Below are 20,546 nucleotides of genomic sequence, written 5' to 3'. Positions count from 1 at the left end.
CCGCCACGCGCCCGTAGCTCAGCGGATAGAGCAGCTGCCTTCTAAGCAGTTGGTCGCAGGTTCGAATCCTGCCGGGCGCGCCAGCACAAGGGTGCAGCTCAGGCCCGGTTTCCGGGTCGGAGTCATGGTCACTTCTTCTTCCTTTTCTCGCCCACGTGCCCGTTACGTGCCCGTTCCCGCTTGATCTGCTTGCTGAGCGCGTCAGCGATCGAGGCGTCCTCACGTTGGCTCGTGTGCTGGTAGATCAGGGCGGCCCGGGTCGAGCCGTGACCCATCCGGGCCATCAGGGTCCGCAGACTCGCACCGCTGGCGGCGGCCAGGGTGTTACCGGTGTGCCGCAGGTCGTGGAAGTGGAAGTCAGGCAGACCGGCGGCGGCGACCGTCGTGCGCCAGGTGGTGGCCCGTTGGAAGTTGCTGCGCCGCAGCACCGTGCCCCGGCTGCTGGTGAACACCAGGGCGTCGGGGTCCTCCGGCACATAAGCGTCAAGGTGCGCCTTGACCTCCGGGCGGATGGCCGCCGGTACGGTGACGGTTCGGAGTCCGGCGGTTGACTTCGGCGGGCCGAAGTAGAGCGGCCCGTCCTTCGGTTCGATGACGGTCGCGACGACGGTGACGGTGGCGGCCTGGTCGTCGACGTGTCGGCGGCGCAGGGCGACGAGTTCGCCGTAGCGCAGCCCGGTGAAGGCCGCCAGGAGGATGAGCGCCCGGTAGCGGGCGGGTACGCGGTCGGCGAGGTCGAGGACCTGGGCGACGGTGGCGGCGGGCCGCTCGGGCGTCGGTTCCGATCCGGCACCCTTGATCCGGCAGGGGTTCCGGCGGATGAGTTCGTCATCGACGGCGGTGTTGAGGACTGCCCGTAGCAGTCGGTACGCCTTGGCTGCGGTGGTGGCCGAGACTCCGGCGGCGAGCAGTTCGGCGTACCAGGCGCGGACACGACCGGGCGTGATGTCGTCGAGGTTGCGGGCGCCGATACTCGGCTCGATGCACTTGCGGTACAACCACCGGTACAGCTCGATGGTCTTGACCCGCAGCCCGGGTCGGTGGTCAATCCATTCGGTGAGGTAGGCGCCGAGATTGACGCGGCCGAGTTTCGGATCCCGCCAGGTGCCGGCGAGCATGTCCGCCTCGACCCGGGTCAGCCAGCGGTCAGCGTCGGTCTTGCTGGCGAAGGTGTAGGGCGCGGGCCGGTCGATGCCGTCCGGGCCGTGGTACCGAGCCTGGAACCGTCCCGAGGGCAACTTACGGACCCGCCCGAACCGCCGTTTCCTACCCATAGACGTGCTCCCCCTTCCGGAAGGTCAGTGCCGGCTGTACGGGCTCGATCCGGTTGTCCCGGATGTAGGCGGCGAGGTCTTCGGGCGCGAACCGGACATACTTGCCGATCTTGTGGAACGTGATGCGACGCTCGGCTACCAGGCGGCGTATGAACCGCTCCGGGGTGCCGAGACAGCGGGCGGCCTGCTCGACGTCGAGCAGGTTCGGCAGGGTCGTTTGGCTGATCAGTGTTCGTCTCCCTTCCGGTGACCAGCGGGTTATGCCGCGACGGGCACGGCGGTGATGGTGGTGCCGAGTTCGTGGGCGAGTTCTTCGCGGCCGGTGGCGTGTCGCTCGCGGGCGAGGGCGGCGGCGGTGTTGGCCAGGAGGGCGTCACCGTTGTTGTGCCAGCCGGCGCCGGCGAAGGTGAGGGTGCCGACGATGAGGGTGGTTTCTTCGGCCTGGTGGTCGACGGCCCGGATGGTGCCGGGGTCGGTGTCGGCCTGGTCGTGGTTCTCGTGTCGTCGGTAGGTGATGCGGGTGTCGCGCAGGAGTTGGAAGGTCACCGAGTAGCGGCGGGCTTTGGTGAGGAAGTGGCCGCCGAAGCCGAGCATGTGTGCCCAGCGGCGTAGCCGGGTGTACGGGTTGGCGTTGCCCGTGTTCGCGGGTTTGGCGTCAATGGCGGATTGACGTTCGGCGACGCAGACGGGGCAGGCCGGGTATCTGGTGTGGGTGCCGCAGTCGGGGCACGTCCAGGGCGTGGTGAAGCCGCGCTTGGGTCGGTCGGGTCGGGGCCGCTGGGAGAGCGGGACCGGTGTGCCGGTGGGTCGGCCGAGGCGCCAGCAGGCGTCGATGAGCCGGGCGGTGTGGTCGCCGTCGGGGTCGGCGTAGTCGGCGATGGTGTCGGCGTCGAGGCGGGTGGAGCGGTGGCCGGTGGCCTCGGTGCTCTTGGTCGCGTATTTGGCGAGGTAGCCGGCGACCATGCTGTCGGTGACGTCGCCTGTGCCGGTCAGGGTGATGGGCCGGATGTCGAGTTGTTCACCCCAGACGATAGGCCAGCCGTCGGGGCGGTCTGGGTGGGTTGGGGTGGTGTAGTCGGCCTGCTCGGCGGCGTGCTGGACGGCGTCGAGCAGGTCGGTGGTGGTGAAGCCGGGCGGTGGGGGGACGACCGCGGTTGGGTTGGTGGGGTGGACGCCGTCGAGGCGGAGCAGGGTGTGGAAGTGGACCGCGCCCCGGGTTTGGAACTCGGCGGCTTTGCCGTGGGCGAGCCGGACCGGCGGGACCCGGCGGACCTTGCCGCTGTCGGTGACGACTTCGACGTCGGGGATGCCGCGCCGTCGGGCGAGTTTCGCAAGGTGACGCTCGGCGGCTTGTTTGGTGCGCCGCCACAGTTCGCCTGCGAAGGCGTTCCACACGATCTGGTGGTCGTGGTCGTAGCAGTCCAGGCACAGCGGCCGGCCCAGGACGGTGTCCGTCTGGTCGTGGCGTGCCCAGCAGACGGCGGGCCGGCCGTGGGGGCACAGGCCGGCGGTGGGGTCGTCGGCGCGTCGTGGGTGGCAGGGGTCGGGGCGGCAGTCGCAGCGACGCCGGTCGGTGCAGGAGTGCCGGCCGACGCGGCGGGTGTGGACGGTGCCGAAGGATGGTGCGGTGAAGGTGGCGAACACGGCCGGGTGCCGTGACACCGTCTCGGGGATGCCCTTGCCGCCAACAAGGCCGGCGCGTAGGAGTTGGTAGGCGTCGCGTTGGTAGGTGCGGGCGCAGGCGGGGCAGACGGTGGCGCGGCGGTTGCCGCACGCCTTGTAGATGGTGGAGTCGGGCAGGTTGTCGGTGTGCCGCCGGTCGAGGATCACGCCGGTCGCGGGGTCGAGGGTGAGCAGCTCCCCCGCGAGGCGGATCGGTCGGGTGCAGCCAGCGGCCGGGCGAATGTGGTCGAGCCAGCCGAAGTAGTCGGGTTGTGCGGCCCGTGCCAGGGCGTGCCCGACGACGATGCTCCTGGTGGGGATGGTGTCGGCGTTCGAGCCCACACCCCGGGCCGTGGGGGTCCGGGGTGTGAGGTCCAGCGTCGATGCCATCAGGCGGCAACCTCGTCGAGGTTGACGGTGGTGATGGACCGTTCCATCACGGTGACCCGGCAGGCCGGGCACTGCTGGTCGGCCGGTACGTGTCGGCCGCAGGCAATCTCGGTTTCGGTGGTGCCGCTGCGGATGGTGACCGGTGCGCGGCAGGGTCCGCCGTCGGTGGTGTGCACGAGGCTCCGGCGGGTGTCGACGATGTGCGGGGCAGGGTTGGCGGGGCAGGTGTGGAGGACATGAACGAGGTCGACGAGGTGGATGGTCACCGGGCATCACCGCGCAGTGGGGTGCCGTTGACGGTGGCCGGCACGCGGGCCGGGGTGGGTTGGACGACGGCCAGGAGGCGGCCGGCGTCGGCCGGGGTGATGTCGAGTCGGGCAGCGAGTTCGTCGACGCCGATCGGTCGGCCGGTGGTTTGCTCGTGGTTGACCACGACGAACCGGGCGGTCGGGATCAGGTGGGTGGGGACCTCCGACATAGGCGCCGGGACCGGTGTGGGGCTGTTGACGGCTGCGGGTGGGATGTCGACGACGTCCAGCTGGGTTGCCGGCAGGGTGTCGGTGTCGGCCGAAGCGTTCTCGTGGGTGTCGACCGGTGTGGGCCGGTTGGGTGTGGTGGGTCGGCGGGTGCCGGTGGCGAGGAGAGCGCCGGTTGCCATGACCATCAGGCCGTCGACGGCCAGGGGGCCGATGGCGACGGTCAACGGGTCTTCGCCGTAGTAGTCGAGTAGGCCGGCGAGGTGTTTGTAGGAGACGACGGCGGCGACCAGGGCGACGGGCAGCAGACCGCCGAACCGCAGCAGGGTCCAGCCCCGACCGGTGGGCCAGGGGACGCGGGCGAGAATTTCGACCGCGACGAACAGGGCGACGGGCCAGAAGATGGCACCGACCACGGCGCCGGGTAGCGGGGTCCAGTCGGTGGGCGCCCCGGCGGGGGGTACGTAGGAGTGGGCGATGTTCGCGGCGATGGACACCGCGCCGCCGAGGGTGGCGCCGAGGTAGGCCCAGCCCCGGCCCGACTTCGTGGCGGACGGGTTAGTGGTGGTGGTCATCGCGGGTCACCTCCGGGACGGTGTCGATGGGGATGAGGTCGACGACGCCGAGGCAGTAGCCGCACAGCACGGCGGCCAGGCCGAGGCGGGCGAGTCGCTGGCGTAGGCAGGGCAGGCAGGTGTAGTCGGCGGCGAAGATGCCGTCGCCTTCGCAGGAGGGGCAGACGAACATGCAGACCGGGCACGGCTGGTAGACCGGGCCGAGAACGCCGTGGATGCCGGCGGGCATGTTCCCGTCGATGCAGTAGAGGCAGTCGATGTAGATGGCCATGGTCAGGGCCTCCGATGGCATTCGAGGCACTCGCCGAGCGAGCGGGGGATGTAGTAGGGCTTCACCTGCTCGCAAATGGGGCAGGTACGGCGGGCGCGGAGCGCTTTGGCGATCGCCTCCTGTTGGGCGGGGGTGGCGGTGCGTTTGGGTGCGGCGAGGTCGCGCCGGTAGAGGTAGGCGACGCGGCGCTGTCGGCGATGCCGCCACAGGATTTGGGCGACGGGGTCGTGCCCGTTCGGGCGTAGGCCGGCAGCGCGGAGCTGCCGGACGGTGGCGAGGTGTTCCGGCGCGCCGTGGTAGGGAAAGGTTGGGAAGCCGTACCGGTCCCCTGCCGGGTCGTAGAACTCGACGTAGATGCCGGTCTGTTCGGTGAGTTGGTCGAGGTCGGGGTTACGCAGCTTGGTCACCGCTGCTCACCGCCCCAGCGTTGTTGAGCGGCTTGGCGGGAGATGCCGAGTCGGGCGCCGATTTCGGCCCAGGAGTAGCCGAAGGCGCGTAGACCAAGGACGGCGTTGCCGATGGCCTGGTCGAGTTCGGCAGACAGGGCGACCAGGTCGCGCAGTGCTTCGACGTCTCCGGTGGCGACGCGGCGGCCGTGGGCGCGGATGATGCGTCGGGTGAAGGCGGCGAATTCGTCGTTCTCGACGACGTCCCGGCGGCGTGGCCGGGGCACCGATGGCGTCAATGGCTGGTTGACGGTGTTCATGCGATCTCACCGCCTGCCGGGTGCTGGCGGTCCCACTCGTCGGCGGCGTCGTTGAGTGCGTCGATGACCTCGGTGCCGGTGCGGCTGGTTTCGTCGTTCCAGTCGCCGATGGTGTTGACCGCGTCAGGTCGAGAGCTGGGGTTGCCGAAGTCATTCAGGTAGTCAGCGAAGAACGCGAGCGCCCGGTAGGCGGCCGGTCGGGTGCCGGGGTGCAGGTCGGCGGGCATGGTCGGTTGTCCGACGGTGGCGGTGCAGATGGCGCCAGCGGCGCAGGCCGGCGGGAACGGCGTCGGGTCGACAAGAGCGCTGGTGAAGAACACGCCCCGGGTCCAGCCGTGCCGCTGCACGTAGATGGCCGCGCAGCGGAGAATGTCGGCCGGGGTCAGGTCGACGTCTCGTGTGGTGGGCGGGTTGTGGGTAGCCTTCATGGCAGCCACGTCCTTCCGTTGAAGGTTGTTGGTTGAGGGCCGGCAGGACCGGTGTGCTTGCGAGGCGTTGTCCGGTCCTGTCGGCCGTGCTATCGGTGGGCGCGCAGCCGCAGGTAGCGGCGGATACGCGGGTCGTCGCCGCCCATGAAGCTCGGCGGGGAAACGTAGGCGAGAAGGCCGCTTCGGCTCGCGGCGGTAACCATGGCGGCGACGTCGGCGGGGTGACCGACGATCCACAGTTCGGTGTACTGGGCCACCTGGTGGGTGTTCTGGCGGGCGCGTGCCCGTTCCCGGGTGGTCATGCCGCTTTCACCCACTCGACCCGGCTGCTGGCCGGGGTGGTGGTGGGTCGGCGGATCCAGGCGGCGTAGTCGGCGATCGACTCGATCTGGGCGTCGGACAGGTAGGCAACCTTGATTCGGCGGGGTACGCCGCCCTCGGCGATGAGGTATGCGGCGCCCTGGTTGGTGGGGCTGATGTCGGTGGCGGTGTAGCCCTGCTCGGCCCAGCCGTGGCCGAGGACGATGTTGGAGCTGTTCGGGGTGGTGCACCGGAACGCGGCCCGGTACCCGAACAGGTCCCGCAGGCTGGTGGGGATGATGTCGAACGATGGGCGTTGGGTCGCGGCGACGACCGGGATGCCGGCGGCCCGACCCCGGGCCACGAGGTCACGCAGCAGCGCGATGAACTCTTCCTGTTCCTGCTTGGCGCCGACGGTGGCGGAGAAAAAGGCGATCTCGTCGACCAGAACGGTGATGATCGAAAGCCGATCGTCACGGGTGAGTTTGCGGCGACCGTGGGCACGCAGCCACGCGTACCGGTTGTTCATCACCGTCTGCAGACGGCGCAGCACGGCCAGGGCGTGGTGGATGTCGGGGCCGACGAACTCGTCGGCGACGTCCTCCCACATGCCCAGCTCGACGAGCTTGCCATCGAGCAGTACCAGGCGGGTGTCGGTGGACAGGGCCGCGTGCGCGGCGATGCTGTTGAGTAGGCCGGACTTACCGCCGCCGGGTTCACCACCGGCAAGGAGGTTGCGGTAGGCCAGGGTGATGTAGACCGGCTGGCCGAACTCGTCAATCCCCAGGTAGATGGGGTCGAACATCGACAGGGCCGGGCCGACCGGCACCCGCCCGTCATCGGGCAGGCTGATGGTGTTCGTCATGGTGGTTGTCTCCCAAACAGTCGACACGGGTAGGGGCGGATAGGCCCGGTGGGGCCAACACGGTGGTTGGCCCCACGAGGCAGGGGTTGGTTCGTCTAGCCGAGGTCGTCGGCGACGGGACGGTCGGTCTGGTCGCGGACCTGGAGGTAGTCCTCCTCAGTCGGGACGTGTTCGCGGATGGCGTCGACGACAGCCAACAGACCGTGCGCGTGTGCGGCGATGACCGACAGCAGGTGCTGCCGCTCGTCGGGCGTCAACGCCGGACCGCCGTTGACAGCGATCCCGTACGACCTGCCTTCCAGGTTCAGCCAGTCAGCGAACCGGTCAGCCTGGTTGATGTGGATGAGCATGGCGCCCAGCAGTCCGTGGTAGGACGCGTACGGGTCGTGGGGGCTGTCCGCCTGGGCGGCGGTGAGGGCGTCGGTGACGCTGTCACCGGCCGGGACGGGGAAGTTGGCGATGAAGTCGGACACGACAAAGCCTCCTGAACAGGGCAGGTAGGTGAACAGGAACGGGATCGGTGGCGCAGGTGCGCCGGTCAGGTCAGATCCAGTCGGAGACGTCGTCGTCGGCGACAACGCCGTTCGACGAAGCGGAAGCCGCCGCAGGGGCGGGCTTGGTCGCCGATCGCGGCGACGGAGCCGGCCGCGTCGGACCGGTCGGGGTGTCTGCCACGTCGGGCAGATCCAGCGCGGTCGGCACCGGGCCGGCCGTCCGGTCACTGGCCGGGGTGGCCGGGTCGACGAGGCCGACCAGCGGCGAGCCGACGGTTGCGGTCAGCACCTCACGACGCTTCACGTCGATGCGCAGGAACGCGGCGGTACGGTCCGAGGCCCGCTCGACCAGCACCGAGGAGGCGTGACACGCCACGGCGATCTTGTCGAGGCGGGTGTTGAGATCCTGGTAGGACAGGCCGGGCCGTAGGTAGATCCAGACACGTTCTCCCACGGGGGTGGGGCGTGCCCACAGGATCAGCGGCAGACTGCCGGACTGGTTGGCGATGATGAACTGCGAGAAGCACACCCGCAGTCGGTGCCGCACGATGACACACCAGGCCACCGCGATCAGATTGCGGCGGATGACCGGCACGGCAGCCGGGACGCCGACGACCAGGGCGACGACGAGCAGCCGTACCCACAGATTCGTGTGCCGGGCCAGGCTGATCCAGCCGTAGACCAGGCCGAAGGTGAGCCCGATTTCGGGCAGCCACCACCAGATCAGCCGGATCACCGGCCAGATACGGACCAGCAGCCAAACCACGGCACCCGTCGCGGTGCCGATCGCGAAGCCGAGCAGGCCGGCGAGGATCGGATGCATGTAGTCCGCGGCGACCGCCATCGACAACAGGCCGACAACGAACGCGGTCACGACGAACGCCAGACGGGCGTTCCGAGCCGACGAACGGCGGACCTTGGCCTCGATGACCGTCACCGTTCCAGACGACGAGGACTTCCGCCCGAACATGCGGGCAGGGGTAGACTTGGACACGACACGTCCTCCCAAGCGATTGGGTTGGATGGGTTGGAAGGCGTGGGGTCGGCAGGTGTAGGAGCCAGTACCGACCCCGCGCTTGTTTTCTTTTAGGGGTGCCCTAGCGCGAAGCGGCTAGAGGCAGGCGATCAGCAGGGCAGACACCCACAGGCATGCCGAGTGCAGCGACTGATCCGCCAGGTACATCCCGCAGATCGGGGCCTGACGGTCGGCGAACGCCGCACCGCCGGTGTGGGTGAGGATCCAGCGCACCGGCCAGCGCCGGTCCAGAAACGCGTGTGTGATCGCGGAGAAGCCGACGCCGGCCGCCAACCCGGCAACCGTGACCGGCAGATCCAGCGCGACGACCGTGATAGCCAGCATGACCATCACGACCAAGTGATAGGCCCCGACGTGGCCCAGCAGATGACGCCAGCCCTCCCAACCGGGAGCGGCCTTGTGAGCGGCCTGCTTGTCGGTCTGACCGAAGACGTGATCGGCCAAATGGTGAGCCGCGTAGAAAGTCGCCAACACCACGGCGAACACGACAGCTGAAACGAGCATGACAACCTCTCCTCAGAATGAGGGTGAACGGGTTGGAAGGCGGGGGTCGGCAGGTGTAGGAGCCAGTACCGACCCCGCGCCATGTGCTACCAAACTGACCACCAAAAACGGGTGGTCGTTGGCCGGGAGCGTAGGAGCCAGAAACACTCCCGGAACGGAAACCCGAACGGGTTCAGATCAGCGGACCATCAGTCCGCTTCGAGGTGTAGCCACGGACACCTGTGGCTGACACAGCACGATGTGCGAGGAACCTACTTCGACGCCGACGCGCCAGACTGCACCTTCAGCGAGAGCGCACGGAACGCCACGCCGTTACGCCCGTTGGTCGCCCACGGGATGGCCTCCAACTGCTCGACAATGACGATCTGTCCCACCGTCACGCTCGGCTTCTCACCCGCCGTGGTGATGGAGATGACCTCGCCACCCGTCTCGTCGAGAACGAAGACCTGGGTGGACCACATGAGTCGGCCCGTTCCCTTCTCGCTCCGCTGGTTGCCGTTCTGGTCGTTCTTCGGCTCCGGGTCCCTCGACACCGTCACCTGCTTGCCCTTGGTGTCCACGTACAGCTTCACAACAGACCTCCTGTCTAGAGCGCGCCCCCAGTGGACGACTGCTCTTGTCTGTGTCCACTGTCTCGTTGCAGGTCGTCACGGCGTCATGACTCAACCTGGACTTCTAGGGACGTCTATTCTAGGCTAAAGTCGTCCCTGACGTCTGGCGAGGTGAGGCACGCATGTCGAACGAGCGCCTACGCGATGCACTTTTGAAGGCCGGGCTGACAACCTTTGGTCTGGCGGAAAAACTAGGGGTCAACCCGAAGACCGCCGAGCGATGGGTGACGTTGGATCGCGCGCCGTATCCGCGACACCGACACGCCATTGCAACACTGCTCGGCGAGAGGGAGACCTACCTCTGGCCAAAGGCCCTGTCGCCCCAGCGCGCCGCCCAGGTGGCCGAATCGGAGGTTGTGCATATCTACCCACGTCGAGCTGCGGTGCCAATCGACCTGTGGCGCCGACTCATCGAGCAGGCCACCAATAAGGTCGGCATCCTTGCCTACGCTGGGCTCTTCCTGCCTGAACAGGTTCCCACCCTGATTCGCGATCTCAAGGCTAAAGCCGAGGCGGGCGCTGTTGTTCAGATCCTGCTCGGCGATCCGTCATCGGAGGCCGTGGCCCGCCGAGGCGCGGAAGAGGGAATCGGTAACGCCATGGCGGGCAAGGTACACAATGTGCGGGCCTTTTACGACAAGCTCCAAAAAACCCCAAACGTAGCGCTGCGCTACCACGAGACCACGCTCTACAACTCGATATACCGGTTCGATGATGAGATGCTTGTCAACACTCACGCCTACGGCTTCCCTGCCGCACACGCCCCGGTGCTGCATCTTCGAAGGCTGTTCGGTAGCGACCTGTTCGACACCTACGCGGACAGCTTTGACCGGGTCTGGTCGAGCGGAACGCCTGAGTGGCAGGGACCCGTGGCAAGCTAGACCGATGGCGCGTACCGAGCACTACAACGACCCGGATGCCCCCAAGGCCAACAGCATCGTCGTAGCGGTGACAGCCTTCGTCCTCGACGAGCATGGCCGGGTGCTGCTGATCCGGCGGACGGACAACGACCTATGGGCGCTGCCCGGTGGAGCCCAGGACTTCGGCGAGTACATCGCAGAGACTGCCGTACGTGAGACCCGCGAGGAAGCTGGGGTTGACATCGAGGTCTTGGACGTGGTTGGCATCTACACCAACCCAAACCATGTCGTCGCATACACCGATGGTGAGGTCCGGCAGCAGTTCTCAATCTGCTTCCGAGGCCGGTACCTCGGCGGTGAGCTGACGCCGAGCGACGAGTCGTCAGAGGTCCGCTGGGTCCCCCGCGAGGAGTTGGACGATCTGAAGATTCACCCGTCGATGAGGTTGAGAATCAACCACGGTTACGAGAACAGGCAACGTCCCTATATCGGGTGAGCAGCTAGACGGCCGTCGGTACGATGAACCGCCGCGAGGAGCGTCGGCTCCGCTCTGGCCCAGAATCGGGTAACCAGATGGTCCGGCCCGTAGCGCTTCCGGACCTCGGCAAGCCTGTCGCGTACGTCGAAGTCTTGTCCATCAGGGCCTGTGGTCATGTCGGCATACCACAGCGCGTCGGTGACAGCTGAGTCTTCGGAGCTGAACTCTGCGCGCAGCTGGTCGGCTAGGCCGCGTTCCTCCGCTTCGAACGCGGCACACGAGTGATAGGCGACAAGGTTGCAAACACGATCGCTCCAACCTTCCCGCTTGAGCCATCGGGCACCGTCAAGCGAGTGAAAGCCAGTCTCGACGAGGCCAGGCGCGTAGCCGACGTCATGGAGCCAAGCTGCAGCAACCAGCGTGTCGGTGTCGTCAGAACGAACCGTGTGAGCGATCTGCTGAGCCTTGGCCGCCACCGCCTGTACGTGCGTCCACCGGCGGGGGAGCGCATCGGCGAGCACCTGTTGGGCTGTGCGCTCAGCCCTAGGGACCAACTCCACCATCGGAGCGTACGACGCCCCCAGACGTCCCGGCTAGCGACGGGTACAGAAGGGCGACGGGCCGGCCGGCTGCCGGCGATCCTGTGCAAACTTTCTGTACGTCTTCAAGGCGGCCCTTGACGGGCCGCGCGCGCCGCCGCCTGGGCGCGTGGCCTGCGCTCCGCGGTCGCTACGCTCCGGCTCGCCTGTGCCCGGCGGCGGGCGCGGGTTACGGGAACCCGGAGGGCCGCCGCGGAACGACAGGCCGTTTTGGTGGCGAGCTGGTAGCCGGCAGCCAGCCGGAGCGCTGCAGCCGTCGCACCGCCGCACCAAAGGGCGAGTCACCGCCGGCCGTGGTGGGGTTGCGGCGCGGAGTGTGCGGGGCCGCCCCTCCAAGGTCAAGGGCGCTTCGCGTCGCTGCGCGACGGCCCTGCGGGCCGCCCTTGACCCCGGAGCCTCTACGGCCCCTCGGGCCGGCGTTGCCGGCAGGCCAGGGGCCTGCCCAGGGGACACGCGCCGCAACCCCACCACGGCCTCGCCGTGTCGCCCGGCAGGTTCTGACACCACCGAGCGGCCCCATCGTCCCGGTTCGAGGGGACAAGGGCTTCCTGCCGATCAAGGTACTCTACGCCCTGGCATTGATTGCCGCTCGACGCCTGTGACTGCACATAAGGCCCCGGACGGGGTCTCGTGGAGAAGGGTCGCGTCGCACATGGCCGCAACGGAGCCGCGCCGTTGCCAGCATATGGGGAGATTGACTTGTTCGGATCGTCAGACGCCAATCACACCGATTTCGTCGACTCGCCCAAGATTGACCGGGAGTGGCAGGAAACAGATTGGCAGGGGTTGATAACCTGGATGATCTCGGTCGGTCTAGTTACGTACAAGGAGATCGGCTCGCTCGTCCTGGGGCATTTGAACCCTTCACAAGTCGGTACCTCCATCGCCTCCAAGAAAACCTTCCAGGCGCACTATCCACCGCGTCAAACCATGAAAGCAGTCCTTGACTGGCACAAGGAGCAGGCAGGGAAGTGCATCGGCTGTGGCACCCGGCTGGAGCTCCAAGCTGACCACATCGAGACTCGCGAGGAGTACGGCGATGCGGCAGACCGGCTTGACAACATGACGCTCCGCTGCAGGCGCTGCAACGTCATCCGCCGCCCATCGCATCGCAATGGAGGCCTTACATTCCTCACCACAGAATCGGCCCTGATGTGGATTCTATTCGTCAAGGGGCCCCGCACCTACCAGGAGTACGAGCGGCTGTGCCGAGCCTATGGCTTGACCATGGCCAATATTCGATTCAAGGAGGCCTGGGCAATGGCGCATTGGCTGGCGCGCGAGGGCCTTTACGAGATCGATGAATCCTCTTCCTTCTAGAACAACCGTTCACTTGCGCCAGCCTGGTGTGCCGCTGTTAGCTCGCGAGCAAGTTCTGCATACTGCGGATCACGTTCAATAAGGACACAACGCATATCCTTGTCCAGTGCCGCTCTTGCCGTCGTCCCTGATCCTCCAAATGGGTCGAGGATCAGGGCGTCGGCGTGGAGGTCTTCGAGGAACATTCTTGGAAGCTCTACCGGAAATGGCGCGGTGTGGCCGTAGCGGTTCTCTCCTCGCACCATCTTGAAAACTGGCCGGATTTCAGCGACACGTCGCCACTTATCCGGAACGTCAAGGGATGCAGTCGCAGGCTTCCGGAATAGTAGTACGTGCTCCCAGCAGTTGAAGGGGGCCTGGTAAAAAGGCGAGAAGTTGCCCCGGTTGAATCCTCGCTTGCCTTCAATGTCGCCCTTGTCCCACACGGAAGAGCCTTCGAAATCGAATCCGACTCGCCGAAATAGATCGACGGTAAGGGCAGAGAGCGGAACCCGGCGTTGTCCCATGGCAGAGAAGACGATGGTCTTATCGTTGTCGAAGTAGTCGAAGACGTTGTAAACGTAAAGACTGCCGGGCTTGAGAACGCGGAAGACCTGCTCAGCCACAAGGCGCATGTCATGTAGGTGGCAGTAGAGATTGGGCCACTGTGCATATTCCTTCGCATTGTAATACGGCGGAGACGTGATGGCCCTATCGAAGACATCAGAGGGAAACTTCCGAAGAACTTGCTCGGAACTTCCCTCGATAACGGACCATCGCTCGTCGAGCACAGAGTTGGCGCCGGATTCGGCCTGCCCCTCGACCTTCGCGCTTGTCGTCAAGTACCGATTGAAGAACGCTGCCTTTGAAAAAACGCCGCCCTCGCCCTTTGGGATCGACAGGTCCACTCGAACAGCGCGCCCCAGCGAATTGCGAACTTCTACCGGAGCGTCGATCAGGGCCACGACATCGCCTTGCTTAGAGTAATGCCGAATGAGGGTGGACATTATCTCTTCGGAGCCCTCATCCTCGAGGACATCGCGCATCCACCTCCGCACATTGTCGACTGGGATCTCGTTCGCGGGATCCTCGATGGCAGACTGTCGTACGAGCGACCTGAAGTCGTAACGTCGCCCGCGGTTGTAGATGCTTCGCTCAGGGCACAACAGGTTGTTACAGGCCCAACTTTTTACCCCGAGAACAGGGTACGAGTTCCCTTCGACGTCCGTTGAACGACATGAAGGGCAAGGGAGAAGCGTTTCATCCCGCTCATTCTTCTGAAACAGCGCGATTAGCTTTGCGACTCTACCATTAGGGTCCGTCAAGACGAATGTGTCTCGGTAAGAGAAACCTTCATTTCCCTTATCGAACTGGGCTGCCTGGTCATCCAAGTGCGGCATATGCTCCAGCGACTGCTTTCGAATGTCTTTCCACCGAAAGTAGCCTCTCTCGATAGGCCTCTCAAGAAACCTCTCCGCCATCAGAATGACGTCGCTGCAGATAGACCAGGCGCCAGCCCAAGAATTGCGTGATGCGTCTATCACCAGCGCCAGATACCCGTGATTGTCTATCACGTCCCACTCGCCCGCCACCCAATCGTATAATCCTTGTAGTTGGCTTTCCCGGAGCCCACTCTCCACCTCTGGACTTACGAATCGGATGACAAGTGAGCGGTTCCTCTCGAAGAGCTTGCTATTCAAGCGAGCAAGCATCTCAAGGTAGGGGCGGTCAGCTAGGGGTGCTGCGGCTGGTTGGCCAAAGTAGGCGTACAACTCCTCATGCCGCCACAGGGACCAAACAAGCGGACCGGCCGTGGCATCTACGACGTCTTGTTGAACCGACCTGTCTAGGGCTTTACGAAGCTTGGTCGGGTCTGCTGTCTCCCCTTGGAGCAATTCCCGTGTCTGTTCGACCGTAACCGGATCGAAAAGGTCTAGTAGTTGCGAGACGACCTCATCGCTGCCAACTATCGAGCCCAGCAGCTCCGCTAGAGCTGAATGATTGGAAGTATCTACCGCCCACTCGATGGCCCTCTTCTGAGGGTAATTGAAGGTGTAACCATGCCCGGCGGCCCGCGCATAAATGTCGTTGATTACCTTCTTGTTGCTCCGCAGCTTCTGGTTCAAAAGCCCGTAGAAGCGGCGGATCGCTGACTGCTCGTCGACCTGCGGACGACCAACTGAGGCGATTAGTGAGCGGACCGACTCCAGTACGATGCGCGAAGGAGGCATATCGATGCCATTTAGCCGTCGCAGCAGGTCGGCGAAGTCTTCCGTTGATTCAATCCCGGCAGAGACCTGGCTCCTGGTAGCGGTATCCGATGGTGTCACTCGCTCCTCCTCTGCTGCGCGTGCCAAGTCTAGACACCCGTACGGCGAGGGCCTAACCGCAGGCCAGGGCGGCGATTCGTGCAACAGTTCGCGTGGGCGGCCGACGCCGTGCCTTGCGTTCGACTGTGCGCCACAGCACTTCCCTGGCTGTCGCTCCCCGCGGACCGCTGCCCGGCTCGCGCACCGCTGTCACTCCTGACCCACGGGCGTCCATGAGGCGGCCCCTTGGCCGCGATCCTTGACCTCTAGCCTAGAAGGTCTACCATGGTCGCATGACGAAGACTGATCTGCCGCGATTGATCCCCACGGGCACGTGTTGGTGCGGCTGCGGCAAGGAGACCGGCATTGGCTCCTTCTTCGTACAGGGGCATGACAAGATCGCCGAAGCGGCGCTCGTGGCTGCGGAATACGGCAGTCAGGTGGCCCAGCTCCTGCACAAGCACGGCTACGGCCCAGGCCGGCCAGTCATCCACGAAGCGGTGCGCACGGGCAACTGGGTCTCTTGCCCTGCTTCTGGGTGCTGGTACAAGGGCACTGAACAAAGCGTAAACGGCCACCAGCGGAAGTACTCGCACTAGCGAGACCGGTGTCCCGCCCTCGGTCTCGAGTGACCGGGGACCGGCGTCGCTCGTTGGGGCGCGGGAAGCTCCCCAGCCGGCACCAGCCGACAACTTGAGACCGCGTCCCCCCAGCGGGAGTCGGCTTGGATCGTCGGCGGGATGGCTGTCGACAGCAACGCTGACAGCAACCGGGCCGGACGGCGGCACGCTGATGTGGGCGGGCATGGACGAGGCTCCGAGCGTCCGGCCGTTCCCGGACGAGGGCGGACGCGATGCACAGAGCTTGTAAGCGAGACGTCAAGAGCGTGGCAGCAACGCTTCCCAACGTGCCCGTCGCGTGCCCGATCCAAGGGTCGACAGCGGCCGTCGATGGACAGTCCGTCATGGCTGAGCGTCACCCTCAGCGACGTCACACCCGGAGGGCGGTTACGTAGCGCGACGAGCAACACGTCTTCTAAGCAGTTGGTCGCAGGTTCGAATCCTGCCGGGCGCGCCAGCACGACGGCGCAGATCCGTTACACGTCGTTCTCCGTGAAGAGTGACAGTTGGTCGGCTCGCTATCCGAGCCGAACAATCACGCTAAGTAACTTGTGTGTCGCCTATCGCTGAAACAGACGGTCCCCGATTCTGATCGAGACGCGCGGTCGGCGGCCGCGAGAAGGCCGGGTGCCGGCTCTCTCGGCGCCACGATGCGAAAACACCCCGATGCCGGGCGGCGTCGCGAGGGAGCGAGGAGTCAGCGGGCGGGCAGCGGCTCGGACGTCGGCCGCCATTCCCGCCTGATCAGCCCGTAGACCCACGAGTCAGAGACCTCGCCGTTCACGATGCAGTCTTCTCGCAGCGTCCCTTCACGCACGAACCCGAGCTTCTCCAGCACGCGGGCAGACGCCACGTTTCGGGTATCGGCCTCAGCCTGGACGCGATTCAGGTCCAGCGTGTCGAATCCCCACCGCAGCACCGCACGCGCGGCCTCCGTCGCGTAGCCGTGGCCCCACACCCCATCGTCGAAGCAGCAGCCCAGCGATGCACTGCGGTAGTCCGGATTCCACCGGTTCAGGCTGCACCAGCCGATGAACGCCCCGTCGGAGTCGCGATCCACGGCCAGCCTCGCCCCGGTGCCCGCCTCCGCCATCTGCCGGCACGCCGCGACGAACCGCTCGGCGCGCACGCGTTCGTTCCACGGTGGCGAGTCCCAGTAGCGCAGCACGTAGGCGTTGCTGTGCAACGCGAAGAGATCGTCTGCATCCGTGTCGTCGAAGGGACGCAGGGTAAGGCGAACGGTGTGCAGCGTGGGGGTGGGCAGCGACATGGGCGACACGTTCCCTCCGGTGCCTGGCGGCTGATCAACCAGACCCCCGGTGCCGGCCACGCGCAACCGGTTTTCCGGCGGAGCGGGCGGGCGCGCAAGCACCGCGGCGCACCTCAGGGCCGGTCCAGGCCGCCGGGCCCCGACTCCCTTACCGCGCCGCCGGCCCGGCTACGGTGGCCGTATGGCCAACCCGACCCGCTGGGCGACCGACACCGGCCCGGAGCACTCGCAGTGGTACGTCGACCGGTTCCGCAGGCTCGCCGCCGAGGGCGCGGATCTGGCCGGCGAGGCCCGCCTGGTGGACACCCTGGTCCCACCCGGGTCGCGGATCCTCGACGCTGGCAGCGGCACCGGCCGGGTCGGCGCCGCACTGGTCGAGCGCGGGCACACCGTGATCGGGGTGGACGCCGACCCCGTGCTGGTGGAGGCCGCCCGCGCCGATCACCCCGGCCTGCGTTCGCTGGTCGCCGACCTGGCCGAGTTGGACCTGCCGGCGATGGGTGAGGCCGAGCCGTTCGACGCCGCCGTGCTCGCCGGCAACGTTCTCGCGTTCGTCGCGGTCGGCACCGAGCCGGAGGTGCTGCGCCGGATCGCCGGACACCTGCGCCCCGACGGCGTCCTGGCCGTGGGCTTCGGCACCGAACGCGGCTACCCGCTGCCCGCGTTCGACGCCGACGCGGCCGCCGCCGGGCTGCGCCTGGAACACCGCTTCGCCACCTGGGACCTGCGCCCATGGCGTGACGACGCGCCCTTCGCGGTCAGCGTCCTTCGCCGCCCGGCCGGCTGATCCCAGTCACCCGGGGCGGCGACGGCCCGGGCGTGGCCGGAGCCAGGGTCGCATGATCGGCGTCGCGCTAGATCTCCTCGACCGGGCGGGAGCCGACGATGGCGGCGTAGACCTCGTCGTACAGCTCGTCGTCGACATCCAGTTGCCGCTCCGCGTCGAGATGGTAGGCCGACCGGGTGAAACACTCGTTGACGACGGCGACCATCTGCTCGACGCTGTGGAACTCCACGCTCGGCGGCGCGAACTCCGGCATGATCGTGACCACGACCGGCTCGCTGCTGTCGGACCAGGCCGCCGCGTACAGGTCCGAGCTGCCGTTCTGCAGCAGTGGTACCCAGTTCCCGGCGAGAAGTGAGCTGTCCTCGTCATGGTGGGCTGCCTTGATTCCGGCGACGTCCCGCAGCTCGACAGGCCAGAAGCCGGGGATCGTCCAGCAGTCACCGATCGTCTGTCCCGGCGCGTAGTCGACGCCGTCGCACCATTGGAACCATTCAAGCACCGTACGCGGAGTCGCCGCACCGAGCACTGCCTCGATCTCGGCCCGACTCCTGCCCGGTTTCAGGACCGGAGCGACCGGGGCACCGAGGCGGACAAGCCAGTCCCGCCACTGCGCCAGCTGATCAGTGAGCGTCACCGGAGCATGGTGGCACACCGGATCCGCCACCCCAGGGCTCCGTCGGCCCGAGCTGGCAGCATCCGGGACGCGGACGCGAACACGCGTACCCGCTGGGTGGCGCGGGACGCGACCGGCGCCGGCCGCACGGTCAGTCGCGGGTCGACCGGCCCCGGTCCGGGACCCGACGCGGATCCACCGGATTCGACCGGACCGTCGCGGTCGACTCCGTACGGACCTGCGGCGCGACCGTCACGGCGGGCAGGCTCACCCGACCCGCGACCGGCAGGGTCAGCCGGCTGGCGGCCAGGTCGACGTCGACCGTGGCGTCCCGGTCGTCGACGTTGGTGAACTCCGGGTCGGACTGCCCGAGCACCAGCCCGAGCGAGTGCCCGGCCGGCACCACCGCCTCGTACGCGTCGAGCGGGATGTCGACGGTGTACCAGCGGTCCGGACGCAGGGGTGTGGTGAACCGCAGCGAGGTGTGGTGCGCCGCGTCCAGCCATCCCCTGGTCAGCACCGCGTGGTCGCCGGTCGCGGTGATCTCGGCGGTGTCCCGGTAACAGCCGTCGTCGGTGGGGCTGGCCTCACCCCAGCATGACTCGGTGCCCAGCGTCCGTACGCCCTCCGAGGCGAAGTGGTTGATCCGGGTGGCGGTGCCGTAGTCAACCAGGCGGGCGGTGAGTTCCGTGGTGGGCCGGTCGACCCGGATCCGCAGCCGGACCGACGGGCTGCCGGAGATCCGTAGCGGGCCGGTCAGCGGGCCGGACAGGAAGGCGAGCCGTCCGGCCCGGGCGGTGTTCGGATCGGTGACCAGCTCATCCTCGCCCAACGACTCGTCGGTGTAGGAGAAGACGGTGCCGGGGCGGGCACCCCGACCGCCGAGGGTGCCGGTGGTGCCGTCACCGACGCCGAGGGCGACCCGTACCGGCCGTGCTCCCCTGGCCGGCCAGTCCGGCTCGTCGCGCCAGACACCGGGACTGGTTTCGATGCTCGCCCTGTCCTCCCACTGGACACCGTTGGGCAGCCCCTGGAGCCAGTGGTCGAACCAGCGGTGCAGGGTCCGCACCCACTCCGCCCGGCGTACGTCGAACGGGTCCTCGTGACCGGTCTGGTGGATCCAGATCCGGCGCGGTACGCCCCGCTCGGCCAGCGCCTCCCACCAGAGCGCGAACTGGGAGGTCGGCACGTTCAGGTCGTTGATTCCGTGTACCACAAAAACGCTGGCCCGTACCCGGCCCGCCGCCGTCCGGTAGTCCCGCTCGGCCCAGTAGGCGTTGTAGTCGCCGGTCTCCTCGGCACTGTCCGCGCGCAGCCGGGCCAGGGTCGCCGCGCACGCCTCGGCCGGGCGTCCGTTCACGTACGAGTGCAGGTAGGCGGGGTAGTCGCTGGCCCGGAGCACGCCGTTGAAGCGTTGGTAGCCGTACCAGCTGGAGATGGCCGAGATCGGCACGATGGTGGCCAGCCCCGGCACGCCGGTCGCGGCGACCCCGTTGGCGACCGAGCCGTCCCAGGACTTGCCGATCATGCCGACCCTGCCGGTCGTCCAGCCGGTGGCCTGGACCGGGGTGCCGTCGGCGGTGAAGCCCCGGGCCCGGCCGTTCAGCCAGTCGATCACCGCTTTGGCGCCGGTGACCTCGGCCCGGCCGCCGACGTCCTCGCAACCGGTCGAGCGGCTGGTACCGCTGAGGTCAACCGCGGCGAAGGCGTAGCCACGGGGCACGAAGTAGTTGTCGTAGAAGAGCGGGAACGAGGTGATCAGCCCGTTGGCGTCGTACCGCTTGACCTCGCTCTCGTTGCCCCGACCGCAGCACTGGTAGTACGGCGAGGCATCCATGATCACCGGTACCCTGACGCCGGCCGCCGCCGCCTCCCGGGGACGTACCAGGTCGACGGCGATCCGGTCGCGGACGCCGTCGCCGTCGGAGTCCATCGGCGCCTCCACCCAGACGCTCTCCCGGATCGCCTCGGCGTAGGAGTAGACCGGAACGGTGCCGGTGCCGACGACATGCGGGACCGGCCGGGCGCCGTGTGCGGCGGCGGGAGCCGGCGCGACCGCGGTCACCGTGAGTACGGTGGCCGCCAGCACGGCAACGCCGACCATTCGGGCCGGGACCGA

25 protein-coding genes and 1 tRNA gene are annotated in these 20,546 nt (G+C 67.1%); 6 read left to right on the top strand and 20 right to left on the bottom strand.

Annotated features, from left to right (window positions below):
• Positions 1-7 precede the first annotated feature (7 nt).
• Positions 8-83: transfer RNA gene (locus ABGB21_RS30910), tRNA-Arg, on the top strand.
• 45 nt (positions 84-128) lie between these two features.
• Here ABGB21_RS30910 and ABGB21_RS30905 read toward each other — a convergent pair.
• From ABGB21_RS30905 to ABGB21_RS30835, 15 genes are all read right to left on the bottom strand, one after another.
• Positions 129-1,274, bottom strand: coding sequence for a tyrosine-type recombinase/integrase (locus ABGB21_RS30905; protein ID WP_347680755.1), 1,146 nt, complete (start codon positions 1,272-1,274; stop codon positions 129-131).
• Positions 1,267-1,476: a helix-turn-helix domain-containing protein gene (locus ABGB21_RS30900; RefSeq protein WP_347680795.1), complete on the bottom strand. Its 210-nt coding sequence runs from the start codon at positions 1,474-1,476 to the stop codon at positions 1,267-1,269. Before ABGB21_RS30900 ends, ABGB21_RS30905 begins: the two co-directional genes overlap by 8 nt.
• Positions 1,477-1,532: 56 nt before the next feature.
• Positions 1,533-3,326, bottom strand: a complete 1,794-nt coding sequence (locus ABGB21_RS30895) for a replication initiator (protein ID WP_347680753.1) — start codon at positions 3,324-3,326, stop codon at positions 1,533-1,535.
• A complete protein-coding gene (locus ABGB21_RS30890; protein ID WP_347680751.1) occupies positions 3,326-3,592 on the bottom strand; it encodes a hypothetical protein in 267 nt (88 codons plus the stop codon). Before ABGB21_RS30890 ends, ABGB21_RS30895 begins: the two co-directional genes overlap by 1 nt.
• A complete protein-coding gene (locus tag ABGB21_RS30885) occupies positions 3,589-4,377 on the bottom strand; it encodes a hypothetical protein (RefSeq protein WP_347680749.1) in 789 nt (262 codons plus the stop codon). The genes ABGB21_RS30890 and ABGB21_RS30885 overlap by 4 nt, the downstream gene beginning before the upstream one ends.
• The gene (locus ABGB21_RS30880; RefSeq protein WP_347680747.1) at positions 4,361-4,648 is read right to left on the bottom strand and encodes a hypothetical protein; all 288 of its coding nucleotides are present in this window, start codon (positions 4,646-4,648) and stop codon (positions 4,361-4,363) included. The genes ABGB21_RS30885 and ABGB21_RS30880 overlap by 17 nt, the downstream gene beginning before the upstream one ends.
• Before the next feature lie 2 nt (positions 4,649-4,650).
• On the bottom strand, positions 4,651-5,046 hold the full coding sequence (locus tag ABGB21_RS30875) for an RRQRL motif-containing zinc-binding protein (protein WP_347680793.1): 396 nt from the start codon (positions 5,044-5,046) through the stop codon (positions 4,651-4,653).
• A gap of 5 nt (positions 5,047-5,051) precedes the next feature.
• Positions 5,052-5,354 carry a hypothetical protein gene (locus ABGB21_RS30870; RefSeq protein ID WP_347680745.1) on the bottom strand — a complete coding sequence of 101 codons (303 nt, stop codon included), beginning with the start codon at positions 5,352-5,354 and terminating at the stop codon, positions 5,052-5,054.
• Entirely contained in the window at positions 5,351-5,782 is a 432-nt protein-coding gene (locus ABGB21_RS30865) for a hypothetical protein (RefSeq protein ID WP_347680743.1), read from the bottom strand. The genes ABGB21_RS30870 and ABGB21_RS30865 overlap by 4 nt, the downstream gene beginning before the upstream one ends.
• Before the next feature lie 89 nt (positions 5,783-5,871).
• Positions 5,872-6,084, bottom strand: coding sequence for a hypothetical protein (locus ABGB21_RS30860; RefSeq protein ID WP_347680741.1), 213 nt, complete (start codon positions 6,082-6,084; stop codon positions 5,872-5,874).
• Positions 6,081-6,947, bottom strand: coding sequence for an FtsK/SpoIIIE domain-containing protein (locus tag ABGB21_RS30855; RefSeq protein ID WP_347680739.1), 867 nt, complete (start codon positions 6,945-6,947; stop codon positions 6,081-6,083). Before ABGB21_RS30855 ends, ABGB21_RS30860 begins: the two co-directional genes overlap by 4 nt.
• Before the next feature lie 95 nt (positions 6,948-7,042).
• Positions 7,043-7,420 (bottom strand): hypothetical protein, encoded by a 378-nt coding sequence (locus tag ABGB21_RS30850; protein ID WP_347680737.1) that lies wholly within the window; start codon positions 7,418-7,420, stop codon positions 7,043-7,045.
• A 70-nt stretch (positions 7,421-7,490) separates the two neighbouring features.
• A complete protein-coding gene (locus ABGB21_RS30845; RefSeq protein ID WP_347680791.1) occupies positions 7,491-8,435 on the bottom strand; it encodes a hypothetical protein in 945 nt (314 codons plus the stop codon).
• 117 nt (positions 8,436-8,552) lie between these two features.
• A complete protein-coding gene (locus tag ABGB21_RS30840; protein ID WP_347680735.1) occupies positions 8,553-8,981 on the bottom strand; it encodes a DUF3307 domain-containing protein in 429 nt (142 codons plus the stop codon).
• Between the two features lie 251 nt (positions 8,982-9,232).
• Positions 9,233-9,553 carry a hypothetical protein gene (locus tag ABGB21_RS30835; protein WP_347680733.1) on the bottom strand — a complete coding sequence of 107 codons (321 nt, stop codon included), beginning with the start codon at positions 9,551-9,553 and terminating at the stop codon, positions 9,233-9,235.
• Positions 9,554-9,714: 161 nt separating this feature from the next.
• On the opposite strand from ABGB21_RS30835, the gene ABGB21_RS30830 reads away from it, so the two are divergent.
• Together ABGB21_RS30830 and ABGB21_RS30825 are read left to right on the top strand one after the other, a co-directional pair.
• The gene (locus ABGB21_RS30830) at positions 9,715-10,473 is read left to right on the top strand and encodes an XRE family transcriptional regulator (protein ID WP_347680731.1); all 759 of its coding nucleotides are present in this window, start codon (positions 9,715-9,717) and stop codon (positions 10,471-10,473) included.
• Between the two features lie 4 nt (positions 10,474-10,477).
• Entirely contained in the window at positions 10,478-10,948 is a 471-nt protein-coding gene (locus ABGB21_RS30825; RefSeq protein ID WP_347680729.1) for an NUDIX domain-containing protein, read from the top strand.
• On the opposite strand, the gene ABGB21_RS30820 is transcribed toward ABGB21_RS30825, so the two are convergent.
• Positions 10,936-11,451, bottom strand: a complete 516-nt coding sequence (locus ABGB21_RS30820) for an HD domain-containing protein (RefSeq protein WP_347680727.1) — start codon at positions 11,449-11,451, stop codon at positions 10,936-10,938. The two genes, ABGB21_RS30825 and ABGB21_RS30820, sit on opposite strands and share 13 nt — an antisense overlap.
• Positions 11,452-12,159: 708 nt before the next feature.
• On the opposite strand from ABGB21_RS30820, the gene ABGB21_RS30815 reads away from it, so the two are divergent.
• Positions 12,160-12,849, top strand: a complete 690-nt coding sequence (locus tag ABGB21_RS30815; protein WP_347680725.1) for an HNH endonuclease — start codon at positions 12,160-12,162, stop codon at positions 12,847-12,849.
• On the opposite strand, the gene ABGB21_RS30810 is transcribed toward ABGB21_RS30815, so the two are convergent.
• Positions 12,846-15,158, bottom strand: a complete 2,313-nt coding sequence (locus ABGB21_RS30810; RefSeq protein ID WP_347680723.1) for a site-specific DNA-methyltransferase — start codon at positions 15,156-15,158, stop codon at positions 12,846-12,848. The genes ABGB21_RS30815 and ABGB21_RS30810 overlap by 4 nt on opposite strands.
• A gap of 272 nt (positions 15,159-15,430) precedes the next feature.
• Here ABGB21_RS30810 and ABGB21_RS30805 point away from each other — a divergent pair, with 272 nt between their 5' ends.
• Positions 15,431-15,736: a hypothetical protein gene (locus tag ABGB21_RS30805; RefSeq protein ID WP_347680721.1), complete on the top strand. Its 306-nt coding sequence runs from the start codon at positions 15,431-15,433 to the stop codon at positions 15,734-15,736.
• A 718-nt stretch (positions 15,737-16,454) separates the two neighbouring features.
• On the opposite strand, the gene ABGB21_RS30800 is transcribed toward ABGB21_RS30805, so the two are convergent.
• Entirely contained in the window at positions 16,455-17,027 is a 573-nt protein-coding gene (locus ABGB21_RS30800; RefSeq protein ID WP_347654882.1) for a GNAT family N-acetyltransferase, read from the bottom strand.
• 181 nt (positions 17,028-17,208) lie between these two features.
• On the opposite strand from ABGB21_RS30800, the gene ABGB21_RS30795 reads away from it, so the two are divergent.
• Positions 17,209-17,814, top strand: coding sequence for a class I SAM-dependent methyltransferase (locus tag ABGB21_RS30795; RefSeq protein ID WP_347680719.1), 606 nt, complete (start codon positions 17,209-17,211; stop codon positions 17,812-17,814).
• A gap of 67 nt (positions 17,815-17,881) precedes the next feature.
• Here the strand turns inward: ABGB21_RS30795 and ABGB21_RS30790 are convergent, their stop codons facing one another.
• A complete protein-coding gene (locus ABGB21_RS30790; protein WP_347680717.1) occupies positions 17,882-18,448 on the bottom strand; it encodes a hypothetical protein in 567 nt (188 codons plus the stop codon).
• A gap of 130 nt (positions 18,449-18,578) precedes the next feature.
• On the bottom strand, positions 18,579-20,531 hold the full coding sequence (locus ABGB21_RS30785; RefSeq protein ID WP_347680715.1) for a Xaa-Pro dipeptidyl-peptidase: 1,953 nt from the start codon (positions 20,529-20,531) through the stop codon (positions 18,579-18,581).
• Between the last annotated feature and the right edge of the window lie 15 nt (positions 20,532-20,546).

It is taken from the genome of Plantactinospora sp. B24E8 (genome assembly GCF_039871735.1).
In the GTDB taxonomy this organism is placed as follows: Bacteria; Actinomycetota; Actinomycetes; order Mycobacteriales; family Micromonosporaceae; genus Plantactinospora.
Note: the sequence above shows the minus strand (reverse complement) of the source record. Positions and strands in the feature narration are given on the sequence as shown.

Coding starts and splice junctions, on each gene's coding strand:
- ABGB21_RS30825 (WP_347680729.1), top strand. CDS start 10,478: ATGGCGCGTACCGAGCACTACAACGACCCGGATGCCCCCAAGGCCAAC.
- ABGB21_RS30885 (WP_347680749.1), bottom strand. CDS start 4,377: ATGACCACCACCACTAACCCGTCCGCCACGAAGTCGGGCCGGGGCTGG.
- ABGB21_RS30905 (WP_347680755.1), bottom strand. CDS start 1,274: ATGGGTAGGAAACGGCGGTTCGGGCGGGTCCGTAAGTTGCCCTCGGGA.
- ABGB21_RS30865 (WP_347680743.1), bottom strand. CDS start 5,782: ATGAAGGCTACCCACAACCCGCCCACCACACGAGACGTCGACCTGACC.
- ABGB21_RS30870 (WP_347680745.1), bottom strand. CDS start 5,354: ATGAACACCGTCAACCAGCCATTGACGCCATCGGTGCCCCGGCCACGC.
- ABGB21_RS30830 (WP_347680731.1), top strand. CDS start 9,715: ATGTCGAACGAGCGCCTACGCGATGCACTTTTGAAGGCCGGGCTGACA.
- ABGB21_RS30895 (WP_347680753.1), bottom strand. CDS start 3,326: ATGGCATCGACGCTGGACCTCACACCCCGGACCCCCACGGCCCGGGGT.
- ABGB21_RS30880 (WP_347680747.1), bottom strand. CDS start 4,648: ATGGCCATCTACATCGACTGCCTCTACTGCATCGACGGGAACATGCCC.
- ABGB21_RS30840 (WP_347680735.1), bottom strand. CDS start 8,981: ATGCTCGTTTCAGCTGTCGTGTTCGCCGTGGTGTTGGCGACTTTCTAC.
- ABGB21_RS30855 (WP_347680739.1), bottom strand. CDS start 6,947: ATGACGAACACCATCAGCCTGCCCGATGACGGGCGGGTGCCGGTCGGC.
- ABGB21_RS30800 (WP_347654882.1), bottom strand. CDS start 17,027: ATGTCGCTGCCCACCCCCACGCTGCACACCGTTCGCCTTACCCTGCGT.
- ABGB21_RS30785 (WP_347680715.1), bottom strand. CDS start 20,531: ATGGTCGGCGTTGCCGTGCTGGCGGCCACCGTACTCACGGTGACCGCG.
- ABGB21_RS30805 (WP_347680721.1), top strand. CDS start 15,431: ATGACGAAGACTGATCTGCCGCGATTGATCCCCACGGGCACGTGTTGG.
- ABGB21_RS30860 (WP_347680741.1), bottom strand. CDS start 6,084: ATGACCACCCGGGAACGGGCACGCGCCCGCCAGAACACCCACCAGGTG.
- ABGB21_RS30795 (WP_347680719.1), top strand. CDS start 17,209: ATGGCCAACCCGACCCGCTGGGCGACCGACACCGGCCCGGAGCACTCG.